The organism is Vibrio mytili (genome assembly GCF_000830505.1).
Taxonomy (GTDB): domain Bacteria; phylum Pseudomonadota; class Gammaproteobacteria; order Enterobacterales; family Vibrionaceae; genus Vibrio; species Vibrio mytili.
Window position 1 is genome coordinate 27,739 of sequence record NZ_JXOK01000005.1, and the last position, 26,572, is coordinate 54,310.

Here is a 26,572-nt window from a genome sequence, read left to right on the forward strand (position 1 = left end):
AGTTGAGCGGATTGAAAACGGTTATTTTGCGGAGCATGAATGAAAGAAAACGCATACGAGATGCCTTGGCGCACGAACTATGAAGCCATGGCAGCAGCAGGTTGGCTGGTTGGGGCAACTGGGGCAATTGCCGCAGAAATGCTGACTGAGCTACCACCTGAGCCATTTTGGTGGATGACAGGGATTTCCTCGGGCATGGCGTTGTATCGCCTGCCTGAGGCTTACCGTCTTTATAAGTTGCAGAAGGGGCTAAAAGGCAAACCTTTGGCTTTTATGGCGCTTTCGCATTTGCAAAAAGTGATGGCAAAACATCCTGATGAATTGTGGTTAGGGTATGGCTTTGAGTGGGACCAACGTCATGCCCAACGCGCTTATGAAATCCTAAAGCGGGATAAGCAAACCTTGCTTAACCAAGGTCACGGCAAACAAATGGGTTCGACCTGGATTCATGGTGTCGAGCCCAAAGAAGAAGATGTGTACCAGCCAGTTGGTCACACCGAGGGGCATACCTTAATTGTCGGAACGACCGGTGCGGGAAAAACCCGATGCTTTGATGCGATGATCACTCAGGCCATTTTGCGTAATGAAGCCGTGATTATTATTGACCCTAAGGGAGACAAGGAACTTAAGGATAATGCGCAGCGAGCCTGTATTGCCGCCGGTAGTCCTGAGCGCTTTGTGTATTTTCATCCGGGTTTTCCAGAGCATTCAGTACGTCTTAATCCTCTTAGAAACTTTAACCGGGGCACTGAAATTGCCAGCCGAATTGCGGCATTAATCCCATCTGAAACCGGTGCTGATCCATTTAAAGCCTTTGGCCAAATGGCGCTGAATAACATCGTGCAAGGTTTGTTGCTTACGTCACAACGTCCTGATCTGAAAACACTGAGGCGATTCTTGGAAGGTGGCCCAGAAGGCTTGGTAGTAAAAGCCGTCACAGCCTGGGGGGAGCAGGTGTATCCGAACTTTAGTGTGGAGATCAAGCGCTTTACCGAAAAGGCCAATACCTTGCTAAACAAGCCATGGCGATGCTACTTTTTTACTACGAACGCATTCAGCCCGTTGCCGCCAATACCGATTTGGAAGGGCTATTGAGTATGTTTGAGCATGACAGAACCCACTATTCCAAGATGGTGGCTTCACTGATGCCGGTGCTCAATATGCTCACATCAAGTGAATTAGGCCCACTGTTATCACCGATTGCAAACGATGTGGATGACAGCCGGTTAATTACGGATTCTGGCCGTATTATCAACAATGCTCAAGTGGCCTATATCGGGTTGGATTCATTGACCGACGCCATGGTTGGCAGCGCCATTGGTTCGTTGCTTTTATCCGATCTCACCGCCGTGGCCGGTGACCGCTATAACTATGGTGTTGAAAATCGTCCCGTAAATATCTTCATCGATGAGGCGGCTGAAGTCGTCAACGATCCCTTCATTCAACTGCTCAACAAAGGCCGTGGCGCAAAAATGCGTTGTGTGATTGCTACTCAGACCTTTGCTGACTTTGCAGCTCGTACAGGCAGCGAAGCTAAGGCACGCCAGGTGTTAGGTAACATCAACAACCTGATAGCTCTTCGGGTGATGGATGCCGAAACGCAGCAGTACATTACTGACAATCTGCCTAAGACTCGGTTGCAGTACATCATGCAAACTCAAGGTATGTCGTCCAACTCGGACAGCCCGGCGTTGTTTACCGGAAATCATGGCGAACGCTTGATGGAGGAAGAAGGCGATATGTTTCCACCGCAGTTATTAGGCCAGCTCCCTAACCTTGAGTACATCGCCAAGCTTTCAGGTGGCCGTGTGATCAAAGGTCGCATTCCTATTTTAACCAGCTCTACACAGGCAGCATAAGGAGTCTGTATGCATCATTCTGTCTGTCTGAAAATGACAACAATTACCAGTAAAGACATGCTCGCTCAGTGGCAGCAACATAACCCCCAGTTCAAGGAAATCTTAAGGCTGCTTGAAACCGACTGGCCCCATGCTTTGGCCTCGGTGTATTGCTTGGCGGACTACTTAACGGATGCGTTCACGTTAGATGGCCATTCCATCTTTGATTTGTGTCTGTGCAATGGCTTGGGTAGTTATGAAGAAGTCAGTTGTGATGATGACAGTGTACGCCTGTGGCATTTCATTGAGGCACTGACCTGGACTGCCGCCAGTGCTTTAACGGGAATTCGCCTGCGTGTTCCTGACCATTTCGAGTGGGCCGCCGTGGATGGTGTGTATTTCCACACCTGGATTCGTAATCGTCCAAATCGGATGGGGTATCTGGCTGAAGGGCGCATCGAAGTGCGATATGTCAGCGGTCATACGACGACAAAGCGGCTTCAACAAGTGATTAAAGCCCGGATTATGACGCCAACCGTTGCAGCCATGCTGGCCCGAGTAGAAGAGGATGTTTGGCATGAGCAAGCATAAGTCGGTTTGGCTGCTGTGTCTGGCACTGATGCTGGAGATTATTGCCATTGGCGTATTAGTGCCCGGTGATTGGACTGGCCGGGTTATTAGTAAAGAGAAGCAGATGATCCAAAATCAATTGGGCGCACAAACAAGCTATTGGATTGGTCAAACTAGCCATCGCTGGTATCAGTCATGGATTGTAGATACGCAGATGGAGCAATCTGTGCGAGATTTTCTAATCCCCACTGAAGAACAGCGACTTCGTTCTAAAGGGATGGAGAACATGGGAGGCTTTTGGTTTGTCTGGGTAGAAGACCGCATTCAGGCATTTTTTGATGTGTTGTACCAAGTGTTCACTCGATTTGCTTTGCTGATGGTCTGGTTGCCCTTTGCGCTTATTCTCATGTTACCGGCGCTGTGGGATGGCTTGATGACCTGGAAGATTAAGAAGACAACCTTTGATTTTTCGAGCCCTATCATTCACCGCTACAGCATGATTATCCTGGGCTCAGGTGTCATTTTGCTGTTTATGGGATTGTTCGCCCCGCTGGCCATTCCTCCAGTGGTGTTACCGTCGCTGATCATCGGTTTAGCATTAATGGCGGGGTTGGCGTTAAGTCACTTGCAGAAGAAGATATGAGGCCTAGGTTAATGGTGCCGAAGGCAGGATGATAACATCGAAAGATGATGTGAATATCTGTATTAATCATATCATAATTAGATATGATTGTGGGTTTTATTCGAATCATGATATGATTTGAATATGCTGTTATTTAAATCAAAAGGCGACAAGATGTGGATCTGGCAACAAGCTGACTGGCCGAACTTTATCTGGGATGAAAAAGTCATTGAACCCAAGTTACGCGACATTCGCTTTCACCAAGGAGTGTTGTTGGGCAAGATGTCGAGCCAACCTAAAGACCAAAAACAAAGTATGTTAGACACGCTACTGGCGAACATTATTCATTCGAGTGCCATTGAAGGTGAGAAGCTCAACGCTTTTTCTGTTCGCTCGTCGTTGGCTAATAAACTTGGTCTTTCTGAAGAAAAACCATTTCCAACCACTGAACGTACGGATGGCCTCGCAGAAATAATGCTAGATGCGGTAGATAATTTAGACTCGCCTCTCTCACTTGAAAGAATATTACAGTGGCATAAACGACTGTTTCCTGAGGGTTACACCATGTTTAATCCTGTGATAGGAGGGCAGTTACGTGGGGATGAGCCTATGCAGGTTGTATCGGGTAGAATAGATAAACCCACTGTGCATTTTGAAGCGCCGAGCCGAGATGTGCTTGAGTCCGAACTAGACGTGTTTATTCGCTGGTTTAATGACTCTCGTGAGGACCCTGCTTTAGATCCATTGCTTAGAGCGGCGATAACACATCTTTGGTTTGTGACGCTCCATCCTTTAGATGACGGCAATGGCAGGATCACCCGCTTACTCACTGATTTGGCGCTTGCCCAGGCTGAGCGCCAATCTGTCCGTTTCTATGCGATGTCAGTGGCGATTTTAGCAACCGTAAAAGCTACTACGAAATATTAGAACAATCCCAGAAAGGTGAGCTCGATATTACTGCGTGGCTAATTTGGTTTTTAAATACCTTAGGTGAAACATTCACCAATGTGCTCGAAGAAATCGACCAAACAATTTTTAAAACAAACTTCTGGCGAAATATCGATCAAACGCAACTGTCCTCAGAGCAAGTAAAAGTGCTCAATCGAATGCTTGATGGAGATTTTGACCAAGGCATTAATACGTCGCAGTATCATAAAGTGGCGAAAGTGAGTAAGCCAACCGCTTCTCGTCATTTAGCGGCTTTGGTCGAGCTTGGTTGCTTGGTTAAAAGTGAAGCCGGGGGGCGGAGCACTCGGTATAAACTGGCGCACGTGAGTTAAAAATACGAACATTGAGAGAATACGCCAATATAACTAGCGACAGTTTTCAGCTAGCTTAAGGTTTGCGTGTTCGAGCGATTTTGCGTGTAAGTTTCCGTTCGATGAAAGCAAATTCGCGATTTAGTTTATGATATTCCCGTACAACACTAGGATTTTTAAGTGCTTTTTCTTTCAATGTTTTTAGAGACATCAATTTTACCCCTAAGCTAGTTCATGAGATTGGACTTTCAGCGTAGTCTTTTGATTTCTGAGAGCTGATAGATCATAAGCATTTTGCAGGCGTAACCAGTGCTCAGCAGAGGGCTTAGCAAAAGCCAACTCCAAGCGTACAGCCATTTCCGGAGTGATTGCACCTAGTCCGTTCAATACCTTGGATAGGGTCTTACGGCTTACATTCAAGTGTGCTGCAACATCGGTAATCGTCAACTCCAACGGCTCGATGACCATCTCTTTTAATATCTCACCAGGGTGAGCAGGGTTATGCATTGTCATTAGTGATAATCCTCGTAGTTAACAATTTCCGCATCTCGTCCATTGAATCTGAATGTAACGTGCCAATTACCGTGAACTAATTTTAACCCTTAAGGTGCGATATCAATCTGATTGTAGGTACAGAATCACTAAGCCACCTCAAAACCTTCAAGAATTCGGCATCTAGCTGACCACTGAAGCTGCCAATCCCAAGGCATCCTTCATTTCTCAATTCAAACAACGAGGAGTGATTATGGAACCTGTGAGTATTCCATCCTATATCGATGACCCGCCGCACTTCCTGCTTTGGAGCGCCGATGAGATGGCTCCCATTCTGTTGGGGCTAGTGATCGGCATTTTTACCGGTAATGCCTTGGTTTTATGCCTGTTGGGGTTGGTGACAACCAAGCTCTATCGGCGATTTCGTGATGGTCGCCTGATGGTTTTATTCTTCACGCCATCTACTGGGCTGGACTGTTGCCAACCAAAGCCAAGACGATCCCTAACCCATTTATCAGGAGCTATCTGCCGTGAAGTTCGACGTGTTTTTAAAATCATGGCAAGGCACGCAATTAGAGAACCGATGGCAGCGGTTCCTGATTGCAGTGCTGGTGCTATCTAATTTGCTGCTTGCGGTAGCGGCATTTTCTCGCAATACCGTGGTAGCTATTCAACCACCAACCTTGTCTGAAACGGCTGAAGTGTCACGAAACCAAGCCACTCAACCTTACCTTGAATCCTGGGGGCTCTACCTGGCTGAGCTTATGGGCAACGTGACGCCGGGTAATGTGTCCTTTATCCGGGTTGCCATTGAGCCGCTACTTTATCCAGCGGTGTACCAGCAAGTGGTCGATGCACTGGAAATTCAGGCAAGGCAAATCCGAGAAGACCGAGTCACGCTCAAATTCCAACCCAGACAAGTGGAGTATGAGTATGAAACCGGCCATGTCTTTGTGACCGGTTATTCCTTGGTTTCTGGACCATCTGGAGATGAACAGCGCCAAACTCGCACCTATGAGTTTGACATCGATATTGAGCAATACCGTCCAAAGCTCAGTTGGATGGATACGTATGAGGGGCAAGCCAGAACGAAGCGCGTTCGTGAAAAGTTGACCCAAGAGCAAAACCGGAGGGTGAATGATGCGAACCAAAATTAGTCGATGGATGACGCCAAGCTTAATCGCAATGAGCTTGAGTGGCGTCCTGTTATCTCAAGCGTCGTATGCAGACGTGGAATTGCCGATTGTGCCAGCTAGTGTGATGAAGCAGCCCGCTACAGCAAATTCACCGGTTCAAAGCAATACGGTGTCAACGGATGCGCCAACAACGCTGCTGATGACACCGGGGGTTAATGAACTTATCCCTGTAGCACTTGGCCATCTGAACCGGATTGTGACGCCGTTTGAATCGCCTCAGGTGAGAACAACCAGTGATGCTCAGACGCAAATCAAGGGGAATGTTGTATATGTGGCCACGGACAAAGAATCACCGGTTTCACTTTACATCACACCGCCTGGTCAGGAAGCGCTCGCATTATCAGTCACCTTAGTACCTCGTCGTATTCCACCGCGTGAAATCACCTTAGCTATTGATGGTCAGCAGTGGCCTATTAAGGGCGTCGTGAACCGAAAAGCCGCCACTTGGGAAACGGCTCAGCCATACGTCGATAGCTTACGTGACTTACTCAGAAGCCTTGCATTAAATGAGTTACCACAAGGCTATGACATCCGTTTAGCTGGCCAAACTGACACAAGCCCGAAATGTTTTCAGCCGGGCTTAAAGTTTGGTTTTAAGCAGGGGCAAATTGTGACGGGACATTACTTCACCGTCTATGTAGGACTGGTTGAAAGCTTTGCCGATGAGCCGATAGAAGCCAGTGAAATAGCCTGTTATGCACCAGATATAGTGGCAAGCGCTTACTGGCCTCGCAATATCTTGTTGCTGGGTGAAAAGACTGAGTTGTATGTGGTTGTTCGCAATCATCGTGAAGAAGCGGTGGAAAGTCAGCGACCTTCGCTTCTTGTGGGAGGTGAGTTTTGATGAAAGCACAATGGGAACAAATGAGTCCGAACATGAAGCGGGGTCTATCGGTTGCTGGTATTGCTGGTGGTCTCATTCTTATGGTGATGGTGTTTTCACCTAATCCTGACGATGGCGCAAGCAGTCGGAACCGGAAGGAAACGATCCGGCACATTCTTACGGATACCAATACTCGTGATGTTGGGGTCGATAGTTTGGCTGCGAACGTAAAACTACTCAGTGAGCGCAATGAACAGTTACGTCGTGAAGTTGAGCGCTTGCGTCGCGACGTCGATTCAGGACGGCTAAGCCAGGTTCGCCTTCTATACCCAGTGAGGTCAATGCGGAGCTGGCCCGCCTTAGAGCGGAACTTGATGATGTTCGCGCAGGAGGTGATGCAGCAGTTGAAGGCACAAATAGCCGTTTTGAAGTGCCTTTATCTGCCATGGAATTGCCTAAAGACGAAAAGCCACTGCCGTCTAACCCAGACGACTATTTTGCCAATGCGCCGCTGCCTGATCCGCTCTATCAGCAGCCAGCCAATGGCCAAGGTACACGAGCACGGGATGTTCCATTGCCGCCAATCACGATTCGTATGATTGAGCCTGAAGTGGTTGCTGAACCAGAGGTTGTTGTGCAACAAGCGCCGCCTTTGTATCTACCGGCGGGCAGCATCATCTCAGGTACTTTGATCACCGGTTTGGATGCACCTACTCACGAGTCAGCAAGACGCGAGCCTTTTCCTGCATTGCTGAGGATTCAAAAGGAAGCCATTTTACCCAACCGATTTAGAGCGGATATCAAAGAGTGTTTCTTGATCGCCGCAGGTTACGGTGATTTGAGCTCTGAGCGTGCTTATTTGCGAGGCGAGACCATTTCATGTGTGAGAGAAGATGGTGGCGTCATTGAAACACGACTGGATTCTTATGCCGTAGGTGAAGACGGCAAAGCCGGTATTCGTGGCCGATTAGTGTCGAAACAAGGCCAGCTGGTGGCCAAATCGATGATGGCCGGATTCCTTCAGGGCTTGGCAGGCGCATTTGATGTGAATCCTGTACCGACGATTCAGACAGGTAATGCCGGTGATACTCAGCTGTACCAGCAAGTCATGAGCCAAGAAGCATTACAAGGCGCTGCGATTAAAGGCACTGGTAAAGCATTGGATCGAGTGGCCAAGTTCTATTTGGACATGGCTGAAAATATGTTCCCAGTCATAGAGGTAGACGCTGCAAGGAAAATTGAAGTCATAGTCACTCGTGGGGCCTCGTTGTCATTGGCCACTTCACAAGGGGTAGGTGCAAGAAGATGAAAAAATCCTGCATGTTGCTAACCGATCGAAGTCCGTTTCAGACAATAAGATGTGTATCCAGAGGAAAGTTAACCATGACGACATCAATGCAGAATAACCCAAAGCACCAGTCAAAACAGTGGTCTAAAGCTGGATTACTTTTATTGGCAGTCGGCTCAACCTTATTGTCTGGCTGTAGTTCATTGGGTCTTGGGAGTAGTGAATATGGATGCCCAGGGATGCCTGGCGGTGTGCGCTGTTTATCCGCTCGTGAAGTCTATGAGCTTACCAGTAATGGCGCTGCACCCAAGACGATTGATGCTGTGGCGACTCGAATTGGTTCTCCCTCTGGGTATTCACAATCTGATTTAGAGACAGGACTGCTGAGCCATCCAGCATTACCTGAGACGCAGCAATCTGCACCTATTCGCATTCCTTCAAGGGTGATGCGAATTTGGATTGCGCCTTGGGAGGATGACCGTGGAGATCTGAATTTATCCAGCTACGTGTTTACCGAAATTGAACCGCGCCGGTGGGATATTGGGGTGTCAGCACCTCGAACGGTTTCGCCTGTGCTACGTCCACTTCAGACTCAGAGTGATTCAACCTCAGCGGGAGCTGATGGTAAGCGCGATAACTTGAGTATCTACGGAGAAACTAACGAATGACAAATGCAGTTCGCAGCATTCAAACTCAGCGCCTAATGACCATTGGTGCGTTTGGTTTGATGGCGTTAATGATTTCGGAGCCCTCATTTGCGGGCACCGGTGGTGATGCTTTCACCGATGTGTGGGATACCCTAAAAGATTGGACCAAGGTACTTTGGGACGGATCGTAGCGGGAGCCATGGTTCTGGTGGGTATTGTGGGCGGTATCGCTCGCCAAAGCTTGATGGCTTTTGCCTTGGGCATTGGTGGCGGTATGGGTCTCTACAACACGCCAACAGTCGTTGAAAGTGTTATGTCTGCAACCTTACCAGTTGTTGCCAGCACTCAAGAAGTTATTGGCACAACTGTTCCAGCAATCAGCGCCGTTTTACTGGGCACCTGATAAAATTGACGGCTTCTCGTGTGATAGGGGAGCCGTCATCTCACTCTGTGGACAATGATTTTTCGATATCGCAGATCCGTGCCATGAGTACTAAAGGGTCAAACGTCGATTCTTTGAAGCCAAATTTCTTGTAGAACGTTTGCGCAGTGTCATCAATAGCATGGACTAAGATTCCTGCTCCACCGACAGCGTTCATTGCTTGTACTGAGCGAATGATGCAATCTTTTAAAAGACCGGCCGCAATGCCTTGACCTTGATAGGCATTATCAACCCCAAGCCTGGCTAGAATCACCATGGGAATGGGATCTGGACTATTCCTTCTTAATGAACTGAAAGCTTGTTCTCTGGAAACTGATCCCATGGCAATGGCATAGTACCCGACCACTTGATGGGCGTCAGTGTCATTGACCACATACACTCTCGCGGTTCCCCGCTTTTGACTCTTTAACGCCTGTTTTCTTAACCAAGTATCGAGTTCTTCGATGCCACATTGAAAGGTGTTAATCTCGTGCTCATCAGTGAGTAGTTGGTGCACTTATTCCCAAGGCGCTTTCCTTTTAAACAGATCTTTCATACCTTCAAGAGTCTGTGGCTCTGCACGAAGTTCGTTATCAAACGCTTCAAAAGCTTTTGCTTCAAGAACAAAATCCCGCTGTTCTGCCAGTATACTATGCGCTTCATTGAGCGCTGCCTGCTGAATGAATACAGTTCTATCGACTTTTTTTAAACTTGCTGCGGCATCAATAATGTCTCTTACCGATGGCAGTACTCGCATGTTGATTGGCGCTGTCTTTGTAGCCATGGCACTGTCCTCTGTATATCTACTTAATACACAGTTTAAATGACTTTTTCGTGTAGTCAATAGATATACGAGTTGTTGGGCGTGAAACTTTGAGCGTAGGTCAGTTTGATTTCGAGGGTATGTAACTCTTTTTGGTTTAAAACATTGTAAAAATTAACACCAGGGGTGTGAAAAAAATGAATCAGCCAAACCAGATGGCTGGAGGGGAAGCCTGTAAGGCTGCCAGAATGAACGCTAAACCTGAACAAATAGTGCGTAACAACAAGTGGCACCCTAGCAAGGCATCCAATTCTTCAATCTATCTAACCGAGTCCACATAGGACAACTGCATAGACTGGAGCCTCGATTTACATTAACGAGGACTCCTCATGCGAAAACTATCTCCAATTATTCTGGCGCTTACGCTATCTCCATTGGTTCAAGCTGAACCTGTGTCTGAAGTGTCGCCAGTTGGCAAAATTGACGGCATGGTTTCTTTGCCGGTCACGGGTATGAAAGCGGTCGAAAGCAATGGCCGTATTGTTTTCATGTCAGACAGTGGCCGGTTCGTCATTGATGGCACGCTCTATGATGCCTGGTCCAAAAAGCCGCTTACCAGCCTTGAAGAAATTCGTGAAGCGGGGAACACGCTGGACTTAAGTCGTCTTGGCTTAAAAATGGATGATTTGAACCCACTGACGCTGGGCGAAGGCAAAAAGAAAGTGGTGGTCTTTGTTGACCCACGATGCCCGCACTGCCATGAGCTTTTGAAACAAGCCCTACCGTTAACCAAAGAATACACCTTCCAAATACTCCCTGTGCCAGTGCTTGGTCCTGATTCAGAGCGTCAGGTTCGCCAGCTTGGCTGTGCGCGTGACAAGAAAGCAGCCACCGATGCATTGCTCAATGGCCGGATTGGTAACCTAGAACAGGATGATGCCTGCAACTTAGAGCCAATGCAGCGTACCTTGGTGACGGCTCAAATCCTGGGCATTCAAGGTGTGCCTTTCATTGTCGCCAATGATGGTCGCATCAGCCGAGGCCGTCCTTATGATCTTTCTGCTTGGTTGGAGGGGCGTTAATGAAAGCCTCTCTGTATTCAGGGCAACGCGCTTCAGAGCTGTTGCCAGTATTGGCCTATTCCGACGATGAGCAACTGTTTTTCATGGAAGACCAAAGTGTTGGCTTTGGTTTTCTATGTGACCCATTGCCCGGTGGTGATGAGTCTGTTGCAGACAGGGTTAATGTTCTACTCAACAACGACTGGCCAAAAGATACTTTGCTGCAATTTGGCCTGTACGCCTCGCCTGATATTCAAACCGACCTTCAGCGCATGATGGGCTTACGGCATCGTCAATCCGATCCATTGCTCAGGGCGTCGATTCGCAAACGTGCCGATTTCCTCGATGGGGGCACGGTTCAACCGATAGAAGAATCGACCCAGACTCAGGTACGCAACTTTCAACTGATCGTCACCTGCAAATTGCCTTTGGAAAGTCCTATACCGACGGAGCGTGAGTTGAGTCGAGCATCCGCGCTTCGAGCTTCTTTCTCTCAGGCGTTGGCAACGGTTGGTTTTCGCGTCACTGAGATGACTGACCGAAATTGGCTCGCGGCATTAAGTGCGCAACTTAACTGGGGAAAAGATGCTTCTTGGCGTAATCCATCTCCAATCCGCAGTGAGGCAGATAAACCACTTCGAGAGCAAGTGTTGGATTATGACCGATCTATCAAGGTGGATAGCCAAGGTCTGATGCTGGGTGATTACCGAGTTAAAACCTTATCGTTTAAGCGCTTGCCTGAGCGGATCTGGTTTGGTCATGCCGCAAGTTTTGCGGGCGATATGATGACGGGTAGTCGCGGTTTACGCGGAAGCTTTTTGCTGAATGTCACCATTCACTTTCCTTCAGCTGAGGCGATGCGATCTCGTCTAGAGACGAAGCGTCAATGGGCGGTCAATCAGGCCTATGGCCCGATGCTCAAGTTTGTGCCGGTGCTTGCAGCCAAGAAAAAGGGATTTGATGTTCTTTTTGAAGCTTTGCAAGAAGGTGATCGTCCTATTCGGGCCAATATGACTTTGACGCTGTTTTCACCAACGGAAGAAGCGTCCATCAGCTCTGTTTCAAATGCTCGAACTTATTTCAAAGAACTCGGATTTGAGCTGATGGAAGACAAGTATTTCTGTTTGCCCATTTTCCTGAATGCCTTGCCATTTGGTGCTGACCGCCAGGCGATGAACGACTTGTTTCGATTCAAGACCATGGCGACACGGCATGTGATCCCTCTGTTGCCTTTGTTTGCAGATTGGAAAGGCACGGGCACGCCAGTGATTAACTTTGTTTCCCGTAATGGCCAGGTTATGAGTGTATCCCTTTATGACTCGGGCAGTAATTACAATTGTTGCATCGCGGCGCAATCGGGGTCGGGTAAGTCATTCCTGGTGAACGAAATCATCTCCTCCTACTTATCAGAAGGCGGGCAATGCTGGGTGATTGATGTTGGCCGCTCTTATGAAAAACTGTGTGAAGTCTATGACGGTGAGTTCTTACAGTTCGGGCGGAACAGTGGTATCTGCTTAAATCCGTTTGAAATCGTTGAGGACTATGACGAAGAAGCGGATGTACTGGTTGGGTTATTGGCCGCGATGGCCGCACCCACGCAGTCATTAACCGATTTTCAGATGGCCAACCTAAAGCGTCAGACCCGTGAACTGTGGGAGAAAAAAGGTCGTGCCATGTTAGTTGATGATGTGGCAGAGGCCTTGAAAAATCACGAAGACCGACGTGTGCAGGATGTGGGTGAGCAGCTCTATCCGTTTACGACACAGGGTGAATATGGTCGCTTCTTTAATGGCCACAACAATATTCGCTTCAAAAACCGTTTCACTGTTTTGGAGTTAGAAGAGCTCAAGGGGCGCAAGCACCTACAACAAGTGGTGTTGCTTCAGCTTATCTACCAAATCCAACAAGAGATGTACTTAGGTGAGCGTGATCGTCGCAAGATTGTGTTCATTGACGAAGCCTGGGATCTGCTGACTCAAGGTGATGTCGGTAAGTTCATCGAGACGGGTTACCGGCGATTTCGAAAATATGGCGGCAGTGCTGTAACGGTAACGCAGTCGGTCAACGATTTGTATGACAGCCCTACAGGTAAAGCCATCGCTGAAAACTCGGCCAATATGTACCTGCTTGGCCAAAAAGCTGAAACCATCAACGCGCTCAAAAAAGAAGGCCGCTTACCACTAAGTGAAGGCGGCTACGAATACCTGAAAACGGTTCATACCGTCACGGGTGTCTATTCCGAAATTTTCTTTATTACCGAAATGGGCACCGGGATTGGCCGCCTCATCGTCGATCCGTTTCACAAGCTGTTGTACTCGTCCCGTGCAGAAGATGTAAACGCGATTAAACAGTTAACGCGCAAAGGCCTTTCTGTTGCTGATGCCATCTCCCAGTTGTTAAAGGAGCGAGGCTATGAATAAGTCCACGCTTTGGCCATTTATGGCTCTATTACTTTGTCTATTGCTGGTAGCGGTTTAATGACCAGCTGGCTCTTAATGAAAACACTCGAACCCATCCACAGCCAGTTGGCGTTAAGTACGCCCATTGCGGTCGTGGATTTTGGGGAGGCGGTATTATCACTGGGCCCTAATGCCAGCGAACAAGACATCGAATCCAGGTTGCTTCAAACCAATCAGCAAATTGAAAAGTTAAAAGCAGCCGGTTTTATCGTGCTGGATGCCCAAGCGGTGGTGGGTGCTGATGATTCCGTATTTGTGCCAGTAGGCTCAAAGGAGGTGTCTCATGCAGATACTCCGTAAAAGAATGCCTTGGCGGCCATATCTCATTCGGTTGACCGTTCTTGCGTTAATCATGGCCTTGGTAGGCACCTACGCCATGATGCGCTACCGAATAGGTATCGATACCCAGCAAGAGCGCTGCCTGCCTGATACCACGGTGTATCTGATTGACCTATGGAATAAAGAGCCCGTTAAGGATGGTTTGTATGCCTTCCACTCAAAAGGACTTGCTCCGTTATATAACGACGGTACTCGGATGCTGAAACGCCTGACAGGGATGCCTGGGGATGAAGTCAATGTGACGCCTGAGCATGTGCTGGTGAACGGTGCTGAAGTCTCTACCGGCATGGCATTAGCCCAGCGTCTTGGTGTGGCGGGATCACAATTTAGCCGCTCATTGACGCTGCAAGAAAACGAATACTGGTTTTCCGGTGAGGCTGCAACGAGTTTCGACTCCCGCTATTGGAATGCCGTTAAGCGCGAGCAGATTGTCGGTCGCGCTTGGCCGCTTTGGTAGGAGGTAGATGATGCAAAGACTATGTCTCTTATTTTTGTTGGTTGCGCCATTGTTTTGGAAGCAATTGTCTTGGGCGAAAGTGCCTGACTCACAAGAGCCTTTTCTGTTGTCTGACGAAGACAAAAAGATCGTTGAAATGAGCCGCAGCATTTTACAAAGTGCTGTGGATGGTTCATCTGAATACATCGAGCCTTTTTCACCGATTGAACAACCTGCGTCGCTCAAACACAACGATGAATGGTTGATTTTTGCGTCGTCTTCACTGGGGGATTCGTCACTGAAGCAGCTATTTAATGAGGCCAGTGCTACCGGCGCTATTGTGTTGTTTCGGGGAATTCCTGAAGGAAAGACCTTGGGGGCGGCTATCCGTGATTGGCATACGCTGATGACGGGGCTTGATCCTGTTCCTCAGGTTCTAATCGATCCGAAAGCCTTTGTGCACTGGCGGGTGACTAGCGTGCCTGCCATTTTCCGCATAGAAGATGACAAGGTGACTGCAAGTGCACTAGGGGTTTACAGCAAGGACTGGTTGCAGCGTCAAATTGAAACAGGCAATACCGGTTCATTGGGTCAACGCGGTCCTATTCATTCGATTTTAGAACCGGATTTGATGCAAGTGGCGATGCAGCGTTTACAGTCGCTTGACCTGGGCGCGTTAAAGAAAAAAGCCATTGAGCGTTTCTGGTCTCGCCAAACTTTCACTGACTTACCCAAAGCCACGCAGTATCGGATAAGAACGGTTGATCCAACCATCGTCATGCAGCGGCCACTATTGGATGCCAATGGCCGAACATTGATCCCAGCAGGAACGCGTATTAACCCGCTTAAAGCCTTGCCGTTTACTCAGCAGCTTGTGGTGTTTAATGCGTCGAACGCTGAAGAAGTGGACGCAGTTGCGCATTGGCTTGAGACGCAAGATAGGACACTGCGCCGCATTACGCTTATCACCACGCAGCTCGACCGTGCCCAAGGCTGGAATCGCCTCAATGCGCTCGAAAAGACATTGGATAGTCCGGTTTACCTTCTCAATGCCTCGCTAAAGCAGCGCTTTGATTTGCAAGTCACCCCATCGTTTGTTCAAGCAAAGGGGCTCGCGTTTGAAATAGAAGAAATTCCAGCAAAGGAGCTTGTTCATGAAAAAGCTCAATAATACGTATCGTCTGTTGCGGACTCTCCTTGTCATGCTTGTCCTGGGCGCATCTATTCCTGCTAAAGCCGAACTTACCTGCCCAGACGCGGGTTTATTGTCGGGTAAGTTGCTGACGGATGTTTGCTGGTCATGCATTTTTCCTATCCGGGTTGCAGGGCTTCCGCTTGGCTCTGGCAGTGTCCCAAGCGGCGCATCAAATAAGTCATTTTGCTTATGTGAAGACAACTTAGGCGTGCCAAGGCCAGGTATTGTTACCAGTATGTGGGAGCCAGCGCGTCTGATTGAATTGGTCAGAACGCCGGGTTGTTCGCCTTCCCTGGGAGGGATTCGTTTACCGTTAGGTGATAGACGACTGCAAGGTGGTCATGGTGAAGGTGAATACGATACCGGTGATCTTGCGTTCTACCATTACCATTATTACGCCTTTCCGCTTTTGGTCATGCTCGATTTGTTCATGGATGGCAATTGCAATGCCGATGGTTACATGGACTTTGACTTGATGTATTTGTCGGAATTGGACCCAACATGGCTGAACGATGAACTGGCCTTTTTTACTCAGCCTGAAGCGGCTGCCGTTGCCAATCCATTGGCTATATCTGCTTGTACCGCTGACGCTGCTTCATCAACGCTTGGTAAACCCATTGACCAGTTGTTTTGGTGTGCTGGCAGTTGGGGACATCTCTATCCCTTATCTGGCCACACCTTAGCCTTTGGCTCATTAGCAGAAAACACCAGCCATTTAGCAGCGCGAGCAATCGCGGCTCAACACAGGCGTGGTCTTGCAAGGCGAACAATGGGGAACAGTGCGCTATGCCGACCTGTTATCGAACCCATGCTGCCGAAATCCCAATACAAGATGAGCATGTTCTTCCCTGTACCAGAAACTGAAAGTGCGCATGTCATCGGTGAAAGCACCATGAAATGGGGAGAGTGGCGAACAATCCCAGGTGCCGGTGAAGATGCGCTCTATATTTTGTGGCGCTGGCAAGACTGCTGTAACTCGGGAGGTTAACCATGAAACCAACACTTTTTACCCGAGTTTTAGCGGGTGTTTTATCAATCACTATGGCGTGCTTGCCCTTACATGGTGTGGCCGCTGATGTGCAGCGCCAATCCGGCCTAAGCGGACAACAAGAAGGTAAGCAATTGCTGCAAAACTGGACGATGCCCGCACTCAATGGCAATACATTGTCGGTGCCGAATGGCAGTGGTAATGAGTCCATTAACTTGCAAGAGCTTTTCCCTGGTATGGATCAGGGCTCATTGGATGTATTAACGGGCGTTTATGGCTCTGATGCCAGCATGAATCAATTGGGGACACAGCGCCAAGAGAGCATGGCATCCGAAAATGGCGCTACGGGTGAAGCATTTCGTTCGCTACAGCAAATCAAAGACAGGTCTCGGCCAGATATGGTCAATGATCCGCTTTGGGCATTAACTGATGCGGTTCAAACTGACCCCAATCTATTAACGCAAAGCTTCCCAGGCTGTGAGTCTCAAGGTGAAGGCAGCCCAAACTATCAGCAATGTGACAGGCTCAATACAGCGGTGAACAGCTGCACTATTACTCACGATTACACGGCAGGTATTATTGAGCATGTTTCAGGACCGATGAACCTTCGCTCTTGTGGTGAGGGATGTCTTGAAGTTTGGATAGGTCGAATTGGCGACAACTACTGGAGTGGCCGTTGTAAAGTGTTTGAACAGGCCATCACACTCAAAGTCGTGAACCCCGATGCGATTACCTCAGCCGTTCTTGAGTACGCCAAATGGGATGACTACATGCAAGTGTGGCTTGGCGATCAGAAAGTCTGGTCTGGGCCGAACAATAACTTTCCACCAGAAACGGCTGGCCGCTGCGAGCTCAGTACCAGTTGGGAGCGCAATCCAAATACCGATCTCACTGCCAAGCTAAAAGCGGTAGAGCCCGGTTTAGAAATGCCGGTAAAAATTCGCGTATCGGTTACGGGTAGTGGTGAGGGGTACGCACGCATCAAGGTGCGCTTTGATCCAACCAAGGTGGTGATGAATGATAGTTGGTCGCCACAATCCTGTATCGAACAAGCAGCGGATATCCCGGCTAAGTTTTCAGACTACAGCATTCAATGCACGGATCAGCCGTCTTCAACCAACGGATGTACGGTGGTCAATGGTGTTTCAGTTTGTGAATCCTACTTTGCCCTAAGCCCAGTGGCTGGCATATCGCCTTTGTGTCGGCGTGTACAAGTCAGTGTGGATGACGAAAGCTATAAGGGGATTGAAAATCAGGCCTGCCAAGTGTTTGAAGCGAACCCTTCCTGTGGCTTCATGTCGTCAGAATGTGCCGAGACCAATGATAAAGGTGAATGCATTCGTTTTACCGATACTTATGACTGTGGATTACAAACCAGCAATCCAAAGTGTGTGGTATCTAACCTTATGCCAAGTAGTTTTGAGGCCTGTGAGCCTACTCAGACGATTACGCCATTTACGGAAACCAAGCATGTACCGGATTACCAGGTGTGCGAGAAGATCAGCACGCTTACTCAGTGTCAGATAGAGCGACGTGTATCCGCTGAAACCCATCAACAAAGCTGGTCCATTGAGCGCGGTTGCTTTAGCTCTGAAACGCTCAGCTTTGTTCCACAGCACAGCAGTACTATGCAAACTGGGAACGCGACGCTGAGAGTTTTTGATAATCAAAATACTGAGATAAAAATCACCGAGTCGCCGTCCAAGGCAAATGGTTGGAAAACGACACTCTCACTGACGGGCAATAAAGAAGCGGTCACAGAGACGAAACCGTCCATTAAGTACCCTGAAATGACCTGTCCAAAAGGAACCTTGGTTGGCTCATTGTGCAAGGTCGTTAATGGGGCGATTATTTCGTGGCATGAACCTCAGAAAATCACTCGTTCCAGATGCGAGTCCGGCTGGAACAAAGTCGATTTCGATACTTGCAGCCGAGAAGTTCAGAAGTGTTTGGCTCCTGCGAAACTGAGCGCTTCATTGACCTTCTCTGGCAAGTACTTAGAGCAGGAGGTAGTTCATCAATCAAGTGATCCAGGCATAGACCAATGCTTGATGCAAACGGATCAGTTTACTGCGGTGCAGTGGCAGTGTTTGGATACGGGCACAAAACGAATCGACGAGTTAACGGTTGGTAGTGGCGAGTTGGCCAATCTTGGAAGCCTTTATCCGGCGGTAGTTTCGTCTCCTGCTCATTTAACCAGTCGCGGCAGTTCTGATGGACTGGGGCTCTCATGCTGGAGGGCAAGAGCGACCTACAATGCTTCGACTGCTCATCCAGAGTTCAACATGGGCAGCTCAGATAGCTGGGTAGATGCCAATGGTAATACACAAACCATCGTCAATAACGGACAAAACACGACCACCAATACGTGTGCCGCGCTAGAGCAAAACCCTGCCTGCCAGTATGTCAGAACCGAATGCACTGAAGGCGGGGCTGGTCATGAAGGCTTCTGTTATATCCAAAGTTTGGTGTATGACTGCGGACAAAGCGTTGAAGTGCAAAATGCTCGAATGGAAACTCAATACAACTGTGAGGGGCCAGTTCGCTGTATGGGCACAGATTGTTTAGAGCCAGAGTCAATCAAGCAGGCTAACTTTGCAGAAGCAGCTGCGATGCTTAATGCGGCGCAGTTTATGACCAATGATATGTCATGCACGGGAGCTGATGGCCAAGATAACGTCGAGTGTACGGTCTTTAAAGGTAATGCTGGCCAGTGCAAAAAAGCCGTTGGAGGTATAGTGGATTGCTGTGAAAAGCCAAGTGGCGTGTCGTTATCGGATTACATCACGATGATAGTAGCGGTTAACAAGCTTGATACGGCAGTCATGGCCATGAATCCGTCTTCGGCAATCTATGGATCGTGGAATACGCTCAGGGAACCAATCACCAGTACTTGGAGTGCGGTCAAAGAGCCCTTTGTGTCTGCATGGGACTCTCTAATGGGGGCTGGGCCATCAACGGCTGCTGGCGCGGGAGCGGAGCAAGCTGCGACTGGCTTCATGCAGGTGTTGACCAACAAAACGGCTGAATGGGTAGGTACGACCTTTGGTTCGGGGGCGCAATCGGCACTGTTTAGTAACGTTGGTGGCGCGGTTGGAGCCGATGGTGTCGTATCGGGTGGTAACTTTGCGCTGGGTGGCGCTGCGGGCGCGGTTCTGAGTACGGTTATGACGGCCTACATGATTTATTCAGTCACTATGATCCTCATTCAGCTTATCTGGAAATGTGAGCAGAGTGAGTTTGAGATGAACGCTAAGCGGGTATTGAAGAGTTGCCACTACGTAGGCTCTTACTGCAAGTCTAAGTTCTTAGGTGCCTGTGTTGAGAAACGGCAATCATATTGCTGCTTTACTTCGCCGCTTTCACGGATCATTCAAGAACAAGTACGTCCTCAATTGGGCCTTGGTTGGGGCAGTGCCAAGTCACCAAACTGTGAAGGTTTGACCGCGAGTCAGTTAAACCAGGTGGATTGGAGCCAAGTCAATCTGGATGAATGGATAGGTATCTTATCGATAACAGGCAACCTACCCGAAGTACCGTCACTGGATCTGGAACGACTCACAGGCTCAGGAAGTACGCTAAACGTGGATGGAAACCGTCAAAGTGCCGCAGACCGAGCCATTGAACGGCTAAACGGAATGGATGCCCAGAAACTGCGTCAGGAGGCGATGGAAGAAATTTCGGGGAATAATTGAGCACGTCCTTCTAAAATAGCTGCGCCAATAATGTTCCATATTGGTTACTTTAATGCGTTTTTCCGCTTTAAAGTAACCATTTTTGCACGTTGTGATCACAGATCGAACATATTTCAGCTAACGCGCTTTTGTCGAGTAGACGACACCTGTTACCAAGTGTCGTCCCTCTAAGAACCCAGCGTGCAACTTTCACCGCACTAGGCTCAAGCCTTCACGAAGGCACCGATTGGCACCCAGCAACTTATAAAGCAGTGAGAGCAGGCTCATGCCAAGAGTTACGACATTGCCTCTTTGACTTTCTCTTTGCCAAGTATTCTTGGTATTGAGGGTCAAAAGGTGTAGCGGCACTCCTGATTTTCACATGTCTCTCTATTGGCACCTTGGCTATTTGAAACAGATTGAACTGACAATCCATATCCATGATCTTCTGCCAACCGTGAAATTGCCATTGACCTTGACGGTTGATGAAGTATTTAAGCGCGATCCAAGTTCTGGATTTTGTTGGATGACGCCTTTTAGCCCAATGCCATAACGTATGGAATAGCTTGTGACCTACATATCCGAATACCTGTTTAGCCACGCAGTGCCGATAGTAATTCGACCAGCCCCTGAGTTTCGGATTTATCAACTTGATTAAATCGTTAACAGGGGTGGTTGCGTGCTTCTTGATGAGTTCACGCAAGTTACTCAAGAACAGTAGCGTGTTGGATTTGCTCGGTTTAATGAGCAATTTCCCTTTGTACTTCCTATGATTAAAACCTAGGAAGTCAAAACCACGGCTGATATGGGTAATGTGCGTTTTCTCTTCGGAGAGTGTTAAGCCTCTTTCTGCTAAGAAATCAGCAATCAACGGTTTGATATCGTTCTCCAGCACTTCCTTTGAAGCACAGGTGACGACGAAATCGTCGGCGTATCCGATAAAGTTGGCTCTGGCACCCTTTTTGAGTGCGGTAGACTTTATGCGTTGCTCAAGTCCTGCAAGAGTCATTAGCATCAAGGTCGGAGATATGACCCCACCTTGTGGTGTTCCCTCGTCAGTACGGTAGAACAGCCCTTTGTCCATAAAACCAGACTTTAACCATTGTTCCAACATGCGTTTATCTACGGCAATGTTATTCATAAGCCATTGATGCCCGATCTTGTCGAAACAGGCTTTGATGTCTCCCTCAAGAACCCATTGAGCTGATTTCTTTAATGCCAGACACTTGAAGCACTGTGCGACTGCATCGGCAGTGCTACGGTTTGGTCTAAATCCATAACTGTTAGGGTCGGCAAGTGTTTCTGATACTGGCTCCAGAGCAAGAAGATGAAGCGCTTGCTGCGCTCTATCGACCATGCAGGGGATACCCAGTGGTCTGAGCTTGCCGTTTTTCTTGGGGATGTAGATACGCTTGAGCGGTTTGGCTTGATAAGCTTTTCTGCTCAATAGATTGACTGCTTTCATACGGCGCGTATCTGTATTCCAGATAACGCCGTCAATTCCAGGCGTTTTACTGCCTTTATTTTGTGATACCCGCTTAACAGCAAGAAGTTTTGCTGAGCGTGAGTGAGTCAGTATCCACTGCAACGCTTTCGCTTTGCCGTGTTTACCTTCTCGTGTTGCCTTTGCAATACGCATCTGAAGCTTTAAAACATGGGATTCAACGGCTTTCCAGTTTATGGATTGCCATTGAGCACTGTCAGGAGAGGCACTAATCTCTTTTGAAATCATCATTTGCATTTCTCCTTGAATAAAGTTCTTCAAATTATCTTGCAACGGAAGACCAGTCGGAAGTCAGCCCACTTTCGTGCCAGACATTTGCCTGTATCTGCATCGTTACAATGCAGCCTTCGCTTTTTCCAACATCCTCTACCTGCATCACTATCGGCCACAAAGGCTTTCCCAGAGGGAGTGATACAGGCTTACCGTGTTCCATATGTCGCGCAATGTCAGTTTAGATGCCCGCTATGGTGCGGAGAGTTCAACGATCACGAAAGAGCATGGGGCAATCTCTTTCCGACTCTCATGCCTTTTGGCTACAGCGTGTTAACCACTTCCGCTGTTTCATCACATAACGCACCTGTCGGGTGGACGACACTTGTTGCCAAGTGCCGTCTCCCTAAGAACCGTACGTGCAACTTTCACTGCATACGGCTCAAGCCTCCACAAAGGCGCCCAATTGGCACCCAGCAACTTATAAAGCAGTGAGAGTAGGTTCATGCCAAGAGTTTCGGTATTGCCTCTTTGACTTTCTCTTTGCCAAGTATTCTTGGAATTGAGGAGCAAAAGGTGTTGCATCACTCTTGATTTTCACATGTCTCTCAATCGGCATCTTGGCTATTTGAAACAGATTGAACTGACAATCCATATTCATGATCTTCTGCCAACCGTGAAATTGCCACTGACCTTTTCGGTTGATGAAGTACTTTTGGGTGACCCACCTTTTAGATTTAGTTGGGTGACGCCTAACAGCCCAGAGCCATAATGCTTGGAATAGTTGGTGTCCGACATATCCGAATACTCGTTTGGCAACACAATGGCGATAGTAATTCGCCCATCCCCGTATTTTAGGGTTTATCATTTTGATAAGGTTATTTACTGGGATTGTTGCGTGAGTTTTGATGAGATTGCGTAAGTTACTTAAGAATGACAGTACATTAGTTTTACTCGGCTTTATGAGTAGCTTCCCTCTGTATTTCCTGTGGTTAAACCCTAGAAAATCAAATCCGTTATCAATATGAATGATACGTGTTTTCTCTTCGGAGAGTGTTAGACCCCTTTCTATTAGGAAATCAGCAATCAATGGCTTGATATCGTTCTCTAATACATCCTTTGATGTACAAGTAACAACGAAGTCATCAGCGTATCCAATAAAGTTAGCTCTTGCTTTCTTTTTAAGAGCCATGGACTTTATTTGTTGTTCAAGCCCTGCGAGAGTCAATAACATCAATGTTGGAGATATTATTCCACCTTGCGGCGTGCCCTCGTCAGTACGATAAAACAACCCCTTGTCTATAAAACCAGACTTCAGCCATTGTTCCAACATGCGCTTGTCTACAGCGATGTTATTAAGAAGCCATTGATGTCCGATTTTGTCAAAACAAGATTTAATATCTCCTTCAAGAACCCATTTAGCCGATTTCTTTTGAGCCAAACATATAAAACACTGTGCTATTGCATCCGCAGTGCTGCGGTTTGGTCTAAAGCCTTAGCTATTGAGGTCTGAAGTTGTTTCAGAGATAGGCTCCAATGCAAGAAGATGGAGCGCTTGTTGTGCTCTATCAACCATACAAGGAATGCCAAGTGGTCGAAGTTTACCGTTCTTTTTCGGGATGTAGATCCGCCTGAGTGGTTTAGCTTGGTAGGCTTTCCGACTCAATTGATTCACTGCTTTCATGCGACGTGCATCTGTATTCCAGATCACGCCATCTATTCCAGGCGTTTTACTGCCTTTGTTTTGAGATACTCGCTTAATAGCAAAAAGTTTTGCTGAGCGAGAATGGGTTAGTATCCACTGTAAGGCTTTTGCTTTACCATGTTTTCCTTCTCTAGTTGCCTTTGCAATACGCATTTGAAGCTTTAAGACACGTGCCTCCACAGCCTTCCAGTTAATGGCTTGCCATTGTGCACTGTCAGAAGATGCACTAATTTCGTTCGAAATCATCATTTGCTTTTCTTCCTTAATAAAGTTCTTCAAACTCTCTCGCAACGAGAGACCAGTCGGAAGTAGGCTCACTTTCGTGATCAGGCATAAGCCTGTATCTGCATCATTACAATGCAGCGTTCGCTTTTTCCAACGTCCTCTACCTGCATCACTATCGGCCACATAGGCTTTCCCAGAGGGAGCGATACAGGCTTACCATGTTCCGTATGTCTCGCAATGTCAGGTTAGATGCCCACTATAATGCGGAGAGCATTTCGATCACGAAAGAATACGCGCAAACTTCTTTCCTACTCTCGGTGCTTGTTTAGCTACAGCGTTTAAACCACTTCCGCTGCTTGTGAAATTACGCATCTGACGTGGATTCACTTCTGTTCATCATACTAACTCCCTAGCACTTACCCGATTTATGTGGTTATCAGGAGGAGCTTCCTCTCACGATTCAGTTCCCGCCTATTTCGATAGACTTTGTTACATTGTCAGGCTCGCTTCTTTATTCAGAGCCATAGGGTCATTTGGTGATACAAATGGTTCGCTCTTTTCGTGGCGAACAACGATTCATACGACTTCATGTCGCACTGAGCGGATTCACGTATGTTCATCATACTGACTACCTAGCACTTACCCGATTCCGTGGTTATCAGGAGGATCGTTCTCTCACGATTTCAATCCCGATCGGTATATGACCAATCTTCGTTACATTGTCAGAGCCGCTGCTTTATTCAGGCTCCTAGGTTCATCTGGTGATACAGATGGTTCACTCGTTGAGCGGTGAACAGCGCTTCATACGACTTTACGTCGCACGTCCAGAGGTGTGCCAGCGCTGATCACGGTAAACACACCTTTGCCCCAAAACGTGTTATGAACCAAAGTACGAATACAGATTTTTAGTTAACTTTGACATACAAAAAGTAATACTTGTTAAAAAACAGTATCATACTCCGAAATTGATGGCACCATGACATCTACAAAATAAATGCATTAATTATGCATACTGAGCCATTCAAGCAACTTGTCATCGTTTCCGATAGACCCCAGGTTTGCATTAGGCTGACGCATTTGGTTTTCAATGTCTTTTCTTTTTTGTTCTTTTTTATTTCCGCTTAATAAGCTGGATGGGTCTAGATCACCAATTATCTCATTGTATTTATGTTGATAGCGATTAAATGCCTCTTCTGGAGATGATATACTATGAGCATCGTTCATCATGTAGATCATCGCATTTAATGTACCTCGAAGATAGTGTTCAAGATTTACAACTAACATTTCTAGTCTGTCTTGCACTGAGGCATTGTGAACAATCGCATTTCTGACTCGATAGAGCCTGTGAATTTGCAACTCTACGGTCTCAAGGTGACTTTGAATCTTCATCCCTACCTTATATGGGCAATTGCAGATAGAAATAAATTGTTTAAATCTAAAAAGTGCGTAAGGATATTCATCTAATCGATGATATATTTCGTTTCGGTGCTCTTCGATTTTAAGCGATTTGAATATTTCACCTAAATTAGCTGTTTTATAGTCAATTTCAACGTCATTGCTATTAATTGAGTCCCAATTTAAATGTCGAGCTACTCCCCGAAGTGCAAATAGCTGTTTTACGGTATAATCTAATCCAATACACGGCAATACAGACTTCATTACGTGTTGGTCATGGCTTAGTGATTCATCATAGACACCAAGAGTAAGAGCTTCTAACGCCGACCAAAAGGCAGTGTATTTACTTTCTATAACATGGTTAGCATTACCATTTTGATAAAATTTAAATGCGGCACTTATTTTACTAACTGTGCTTTCTTCGTTAATATCATGTAGCCGAGATATTGTTTTGATATATAAATTGAACTCATCCATACCTAAACGATCGGACGAACTATTTAAACCTTGCGAAAAATCATATAGTTCTTTTACAATCTGGACATCTTGGTCGTTTAATGTGGTAGCAGTATATTTTTTCTCAATAGAAACTTCTTCCCTGTTCATCATGTATGAAATAACAGCTAATGCATTATTTAGATATAGGGTAGCCTTGGCATGAGCAGCACTAAAAGAAATAGCCTCTACTGTAATATTAACAGCCACATTATTCTTTTTAGGATGATCAATTAGTACAAACTCACATTTTTGAAAGCGTACTGATTCGTCTGTATTCTCTATTAGAGAAAATAGTTTTTTGCTGACAAGCTTCATGGAAATCGTAATTTTCTTATTTCCTTGGCTTAATTTTTCAGTTAGCTTCTTATAGCTATTTTCAAATGAAATATTGGTGGAGAGGCCGTTAACTTCCTTTTGACGTTTCATTAGGTAGTTCTTGTATAACATATAACACTCAGATAGAGGCATGCCCATAGTTAATAAAGTACCTATTAACATATTTGTACAATAGTAAATTTCAGAGCATACATCTTCATTAAAATCATCTTGATTTATCAGTATGTTTGCCAGATTTTCGATTACAATGGACACATAATGTTTTTCCAAAAGAATTTTCAATTGGTTTAGAAAACTGAGTACGAGTGTTTTATTTTTCTCAAGTATTGAGAAATTTATGTTTCCTTTATCATTTTTAGGAAATAGGCCTATAATCTGGGTGGGTACATTCTCAAATTTATTGCTTTTAAGAGTGCTGTCTTTCTTTAATAGTTCGTATAATTCAATCGTGGCATGGATTCTTTTCTTATCTGCACTAAATTTATCCCCTAATGCATATATATCGATTAGTTCAGTTACAGAGCTCAATGGGTTATTATATGTAACTCTATCACTATCAATATTGTTACGACTTGTTAAACTAGACCAACACTCAATAAAGAAAAGCTGTTGCTGATTCAAATTTGCT

General features: G+C 46.9%; 16 protein-coding genes and 7 pseudogenes. 17 read left to right on the top strand and 6 right to left on the bottom strand.

Annotation, left to right across the window (positions count from 1 at the left end; all coding sequences use genetic code 11):
• Positions 1-39: 39 nt before the first annotated feature.
• The 4 genes and pseudogenes from traD (at position 40) to SU60_RS02285 (ending at position 4,310) form a co-directional block, all read left to right on the top strand.
• Positions 40-1,859: pseudogene (gene traD, locus SU60_RS02270) on the top strand (conjugative transfer system coupling protein TraD).
• Positions 1,860-1,868: 9 nt separating this feature from the next.
• Positions 1,869-2,429 carry a hypothetical protein gene (locus SU60_RS02275; protein WP_041154139.1) on the top strand — a complete coding sequence of 187 codons (561 nt, stop codon included), beginning with the start codon at positions 1,869-1,871 and terminating at the stop codon, positions 2,427-2,429.
• Positions 2,416-3,051: an IncC plasmid conjugative DNA transfer DtrJ family protein gene (locus SU60_RS02280; RefSeq protein ID WP_011788471.1), complete on the top strand. Its 636-nt coding sequence runs from the start codon at positions 2,416-2,418 to the stop codon at positions 3,049-3,051. The genes SU60_RS02275 and SU60_RS02280 overlap by 14 nt, the downstream gene beginning before the upstream one ends.
• Positions 3,052-3,204: 153 nt before the next feature.
• Positions 3,205-4,310: pseudogene (locus SU60_RS02285) on the top strand (Fic family protein).
• Positions 4,311-4,511: 201 nt separating this feature from the next.
• Here SU60_RS02285 and SU60_RS02290 read toward each other — a convergent pair.
• A complete protein-coding gene (locus SU60_RS02290; protein ID WP_041154140.1) occupies positions 4,512-4,802 on the bottom strand; it encodes a HigA family addiction module antitoxin in 291 nt (96 codons plus the stop codon).
• Between the two features lie 232 nt (positions 4,803-5,034).
• On the opposite strand from SU60_RS02290, the pseudogene traL reads away from it, so the two are divergent.
• The 6 genes and pseudogenes from traL (at position 5,035) to traA (ending at position 9,138) form a co-directional block, all read left to right on the top strand.
• Positions 5,035-5,315, top strand: a pseudogene (traL, locus tag SU60_RS21145) (type IV conjugative transfer system protein TraL).
• Positions 5,312-5,938, top strand: coding sequence for a TraE/TraK family type IV conjugative transfer system protein (locus SU60_RS02295; protein ID WP_041154141.1), 627 nt, complete (start codon positions 5,312-5,314; stop codon positions 5,936-5,938). The pseudogene traL and the gene SU60_RS02295 overlap by 4 nt, the downstream one beginning before the upstream one ends.
• Entirely contained in the window at positions 5,922-6,821 is a 900-nt protein-coding gene (locus SU60_RS02300) for a TraK domain-containing protein (RefSeq protein WP_041154150.1), read from the top strand. The genes SU60_RS02295 and SU60_RS02300 overlap by 17 nt, the downstream gene beginning before the upstream one ends.
• Positions 6,821-8,109, top strand: a pseudogene (locus SU60_RS02305) (TraB/VirB10 family protein). Before SU60_RS02300 ends, SU60_RS02305 begins: the two are co-directional and overlap by 1 nt.
• Positions 8,110-8,183: 74 nt before the next feature.
• Entirely contained in the window at positions 8,184-8,756 is a 573-nt protein-coding gene (gene traV, locus SU60_RS02310) for a type IV conjugative transfer system lipoprotein TraV (protein WP_164833022.1), read from the top strand.
• Positions 8,753-9,138: pseudogene (gene traA / locus SU60_RS02315) on the top strand (TraA family conjugative transfer protein). Before traV ends, traA begins: the two are co-directional and overlap by 4 nt.
• Positions 9,139-9,178: 40 nt before the next feature.
• On the opposite strand, the pseudogene SU60_RS02320 reads toward traA, so the two are convergent.
• Together SU60_RS02320 and SU60_RS02325 are read right to left on the bottom strand one after the other, a co-directional pair.
• A pseudogene (locus tag SU60_RS02320) lies at positions 9,179-9,683 on the bottom strand (GNAT family N-acetyltransferase).
• The gene (locus tag SU60_RS02325) at positions 9,674-9,940 is read right to left on the bottom strand and encodes a type II toxin-antitoxin system TacA family antitoxin (protein ID WP_000212004.1); all 267 of its coding nucleotides are present in this window, start codon (positions 9,938-9,940) and stop codon (positions 9,674-9,676) included. Before SU60_RS02325 ends, SU60_RS02320 begins: the two are co-directional and overlap by 10 nt.
• Positions 9,941-10,308: 368 nt before the next feature.
• Between SU60_RS02325 and SU60_RS02330 the strand changes: the two genes are divergently transcribed.
• From SU60_RS02330 to traN, 7 genes are read left to right on the top strand one after another with little or no spacing between them, the layout of a single operon-like run.
• Positions 10,309-11,001, top strand: a complete 693-nt coding sequence (locus tag SU60_RS02330) for a DsbC family protein (RefSeq protein WP_041154143.1) — start codon at positions 10,309-10,311, stop codon at positions 10,999-11,001.
• A complete protein-coding gene (traC, locus tag SU60_RS02335; protein ID WP_041154144.1) occupies positions 11,001-13,400 on the top strand; it encodes a type IV secretion system protein TraC in 2,400 nt (799 codons plus the stop codon). Before SU60_RS02330 ends, traC begins: the two co-directional genes overlap by 1 nt.
• Before the next feature lie 57 nt (positions 13,401-13,457).
• Positions 13,458-13,739, top strand: coding sequence for a hypothetical protein (locus tag SU60_RS02340; protein ID WP_002037109.1), 282 nt, complete (start codon positions 13,458-13,460; stop codon positions 13,737-13,739).
• Entirely contained in the window at positions 13,723-14,235 is a 513-nt protein-coding gene (locus SU60_RS02345) for a S26 family signal peptidase (RefSeq protein WP_209419659.1), read from the top strand. The genes SU60_RS02340 and SU60_RS02345 overlap by 17 nt, the downstream gene beginning before the upstream one ends.
• 10 nt (positions 14,236-14,245) lie before the next feature.
• On the top strand, positions 14,246-15,385 hold the full coding sequence (locus SU60_RS02350) for a TrbC family F-type conjugative pilus assembly protein (protein WP_041154145.1): 1,140 nt from the start codon (positions 14,246-14,248) through the stop codon (positions 15,383-15,385).
• Positions 15,369-16,397 (top strand): TraU family protein, encoded by a 1,029-nt coding sequence (locus SU60_RS02355; RefSeq protein ID WP_041154146.1) that lies wholly within the window; start codon positions 15,369-15,371, stop codon positions 16,395-16,397. The genes SU60_RS02350 and SU60_RS02355 overlap by 17 nt, the downstream gene beginning before the upstream one ends.
• A gap of 2 nt (positions 16,398-16,399) precedes the next feature.
• Positions 16,400-20,092: a conjugal transfer protein TraN gene (gene traN, locus SU60_RS02360; protein WP_041154147.1), complete on the top strand. Its 3,693-nt coding sequence runs from the start codon at positions 16,400-16,402 to the stop codon at positions 20,090-20,092.
• A gap of 241 nt (positions 20,093-20,333) precedes the next feature.
• On the opposite strand, the gene ltrA (SU60_RS02365) is transcribed toward traN, so the two are convergent.
• The 3 genes and pseudogenes from ltrA (SU60_RS02365) to SU60_RS21900 form a co-directional block, all read right to left on the bottom strand.
• Entirely contained in the window at positions 20,334-21,806 is a 1,473-nt protein-coding gene (gene ltrA, locus SU60_RS02365; RefSeq protein ID WP_041154148.1) for a group II intron reverse transcriptase/maturase, read from the bottom strand.
• 460 nt (positions 21,807-22,266) lie between these two features.
• A pseudogene (ltrA, locus tag SU60_RS02370) lies at positions 22,267-23,739 on the bottom strand (group II intron reverse transcriptase/maturase).
• Between the two features lie 975 nt (positions 23,740-24,714).
• Positions 24,715-26,572, bottom strand: a 1,858-nt coding sequence (locus tag SU60_RS21900; RefSeq protein WP_164833024.1) for a hypothetical protein, incomplete at its 5' end; no start/stop codon positions are given.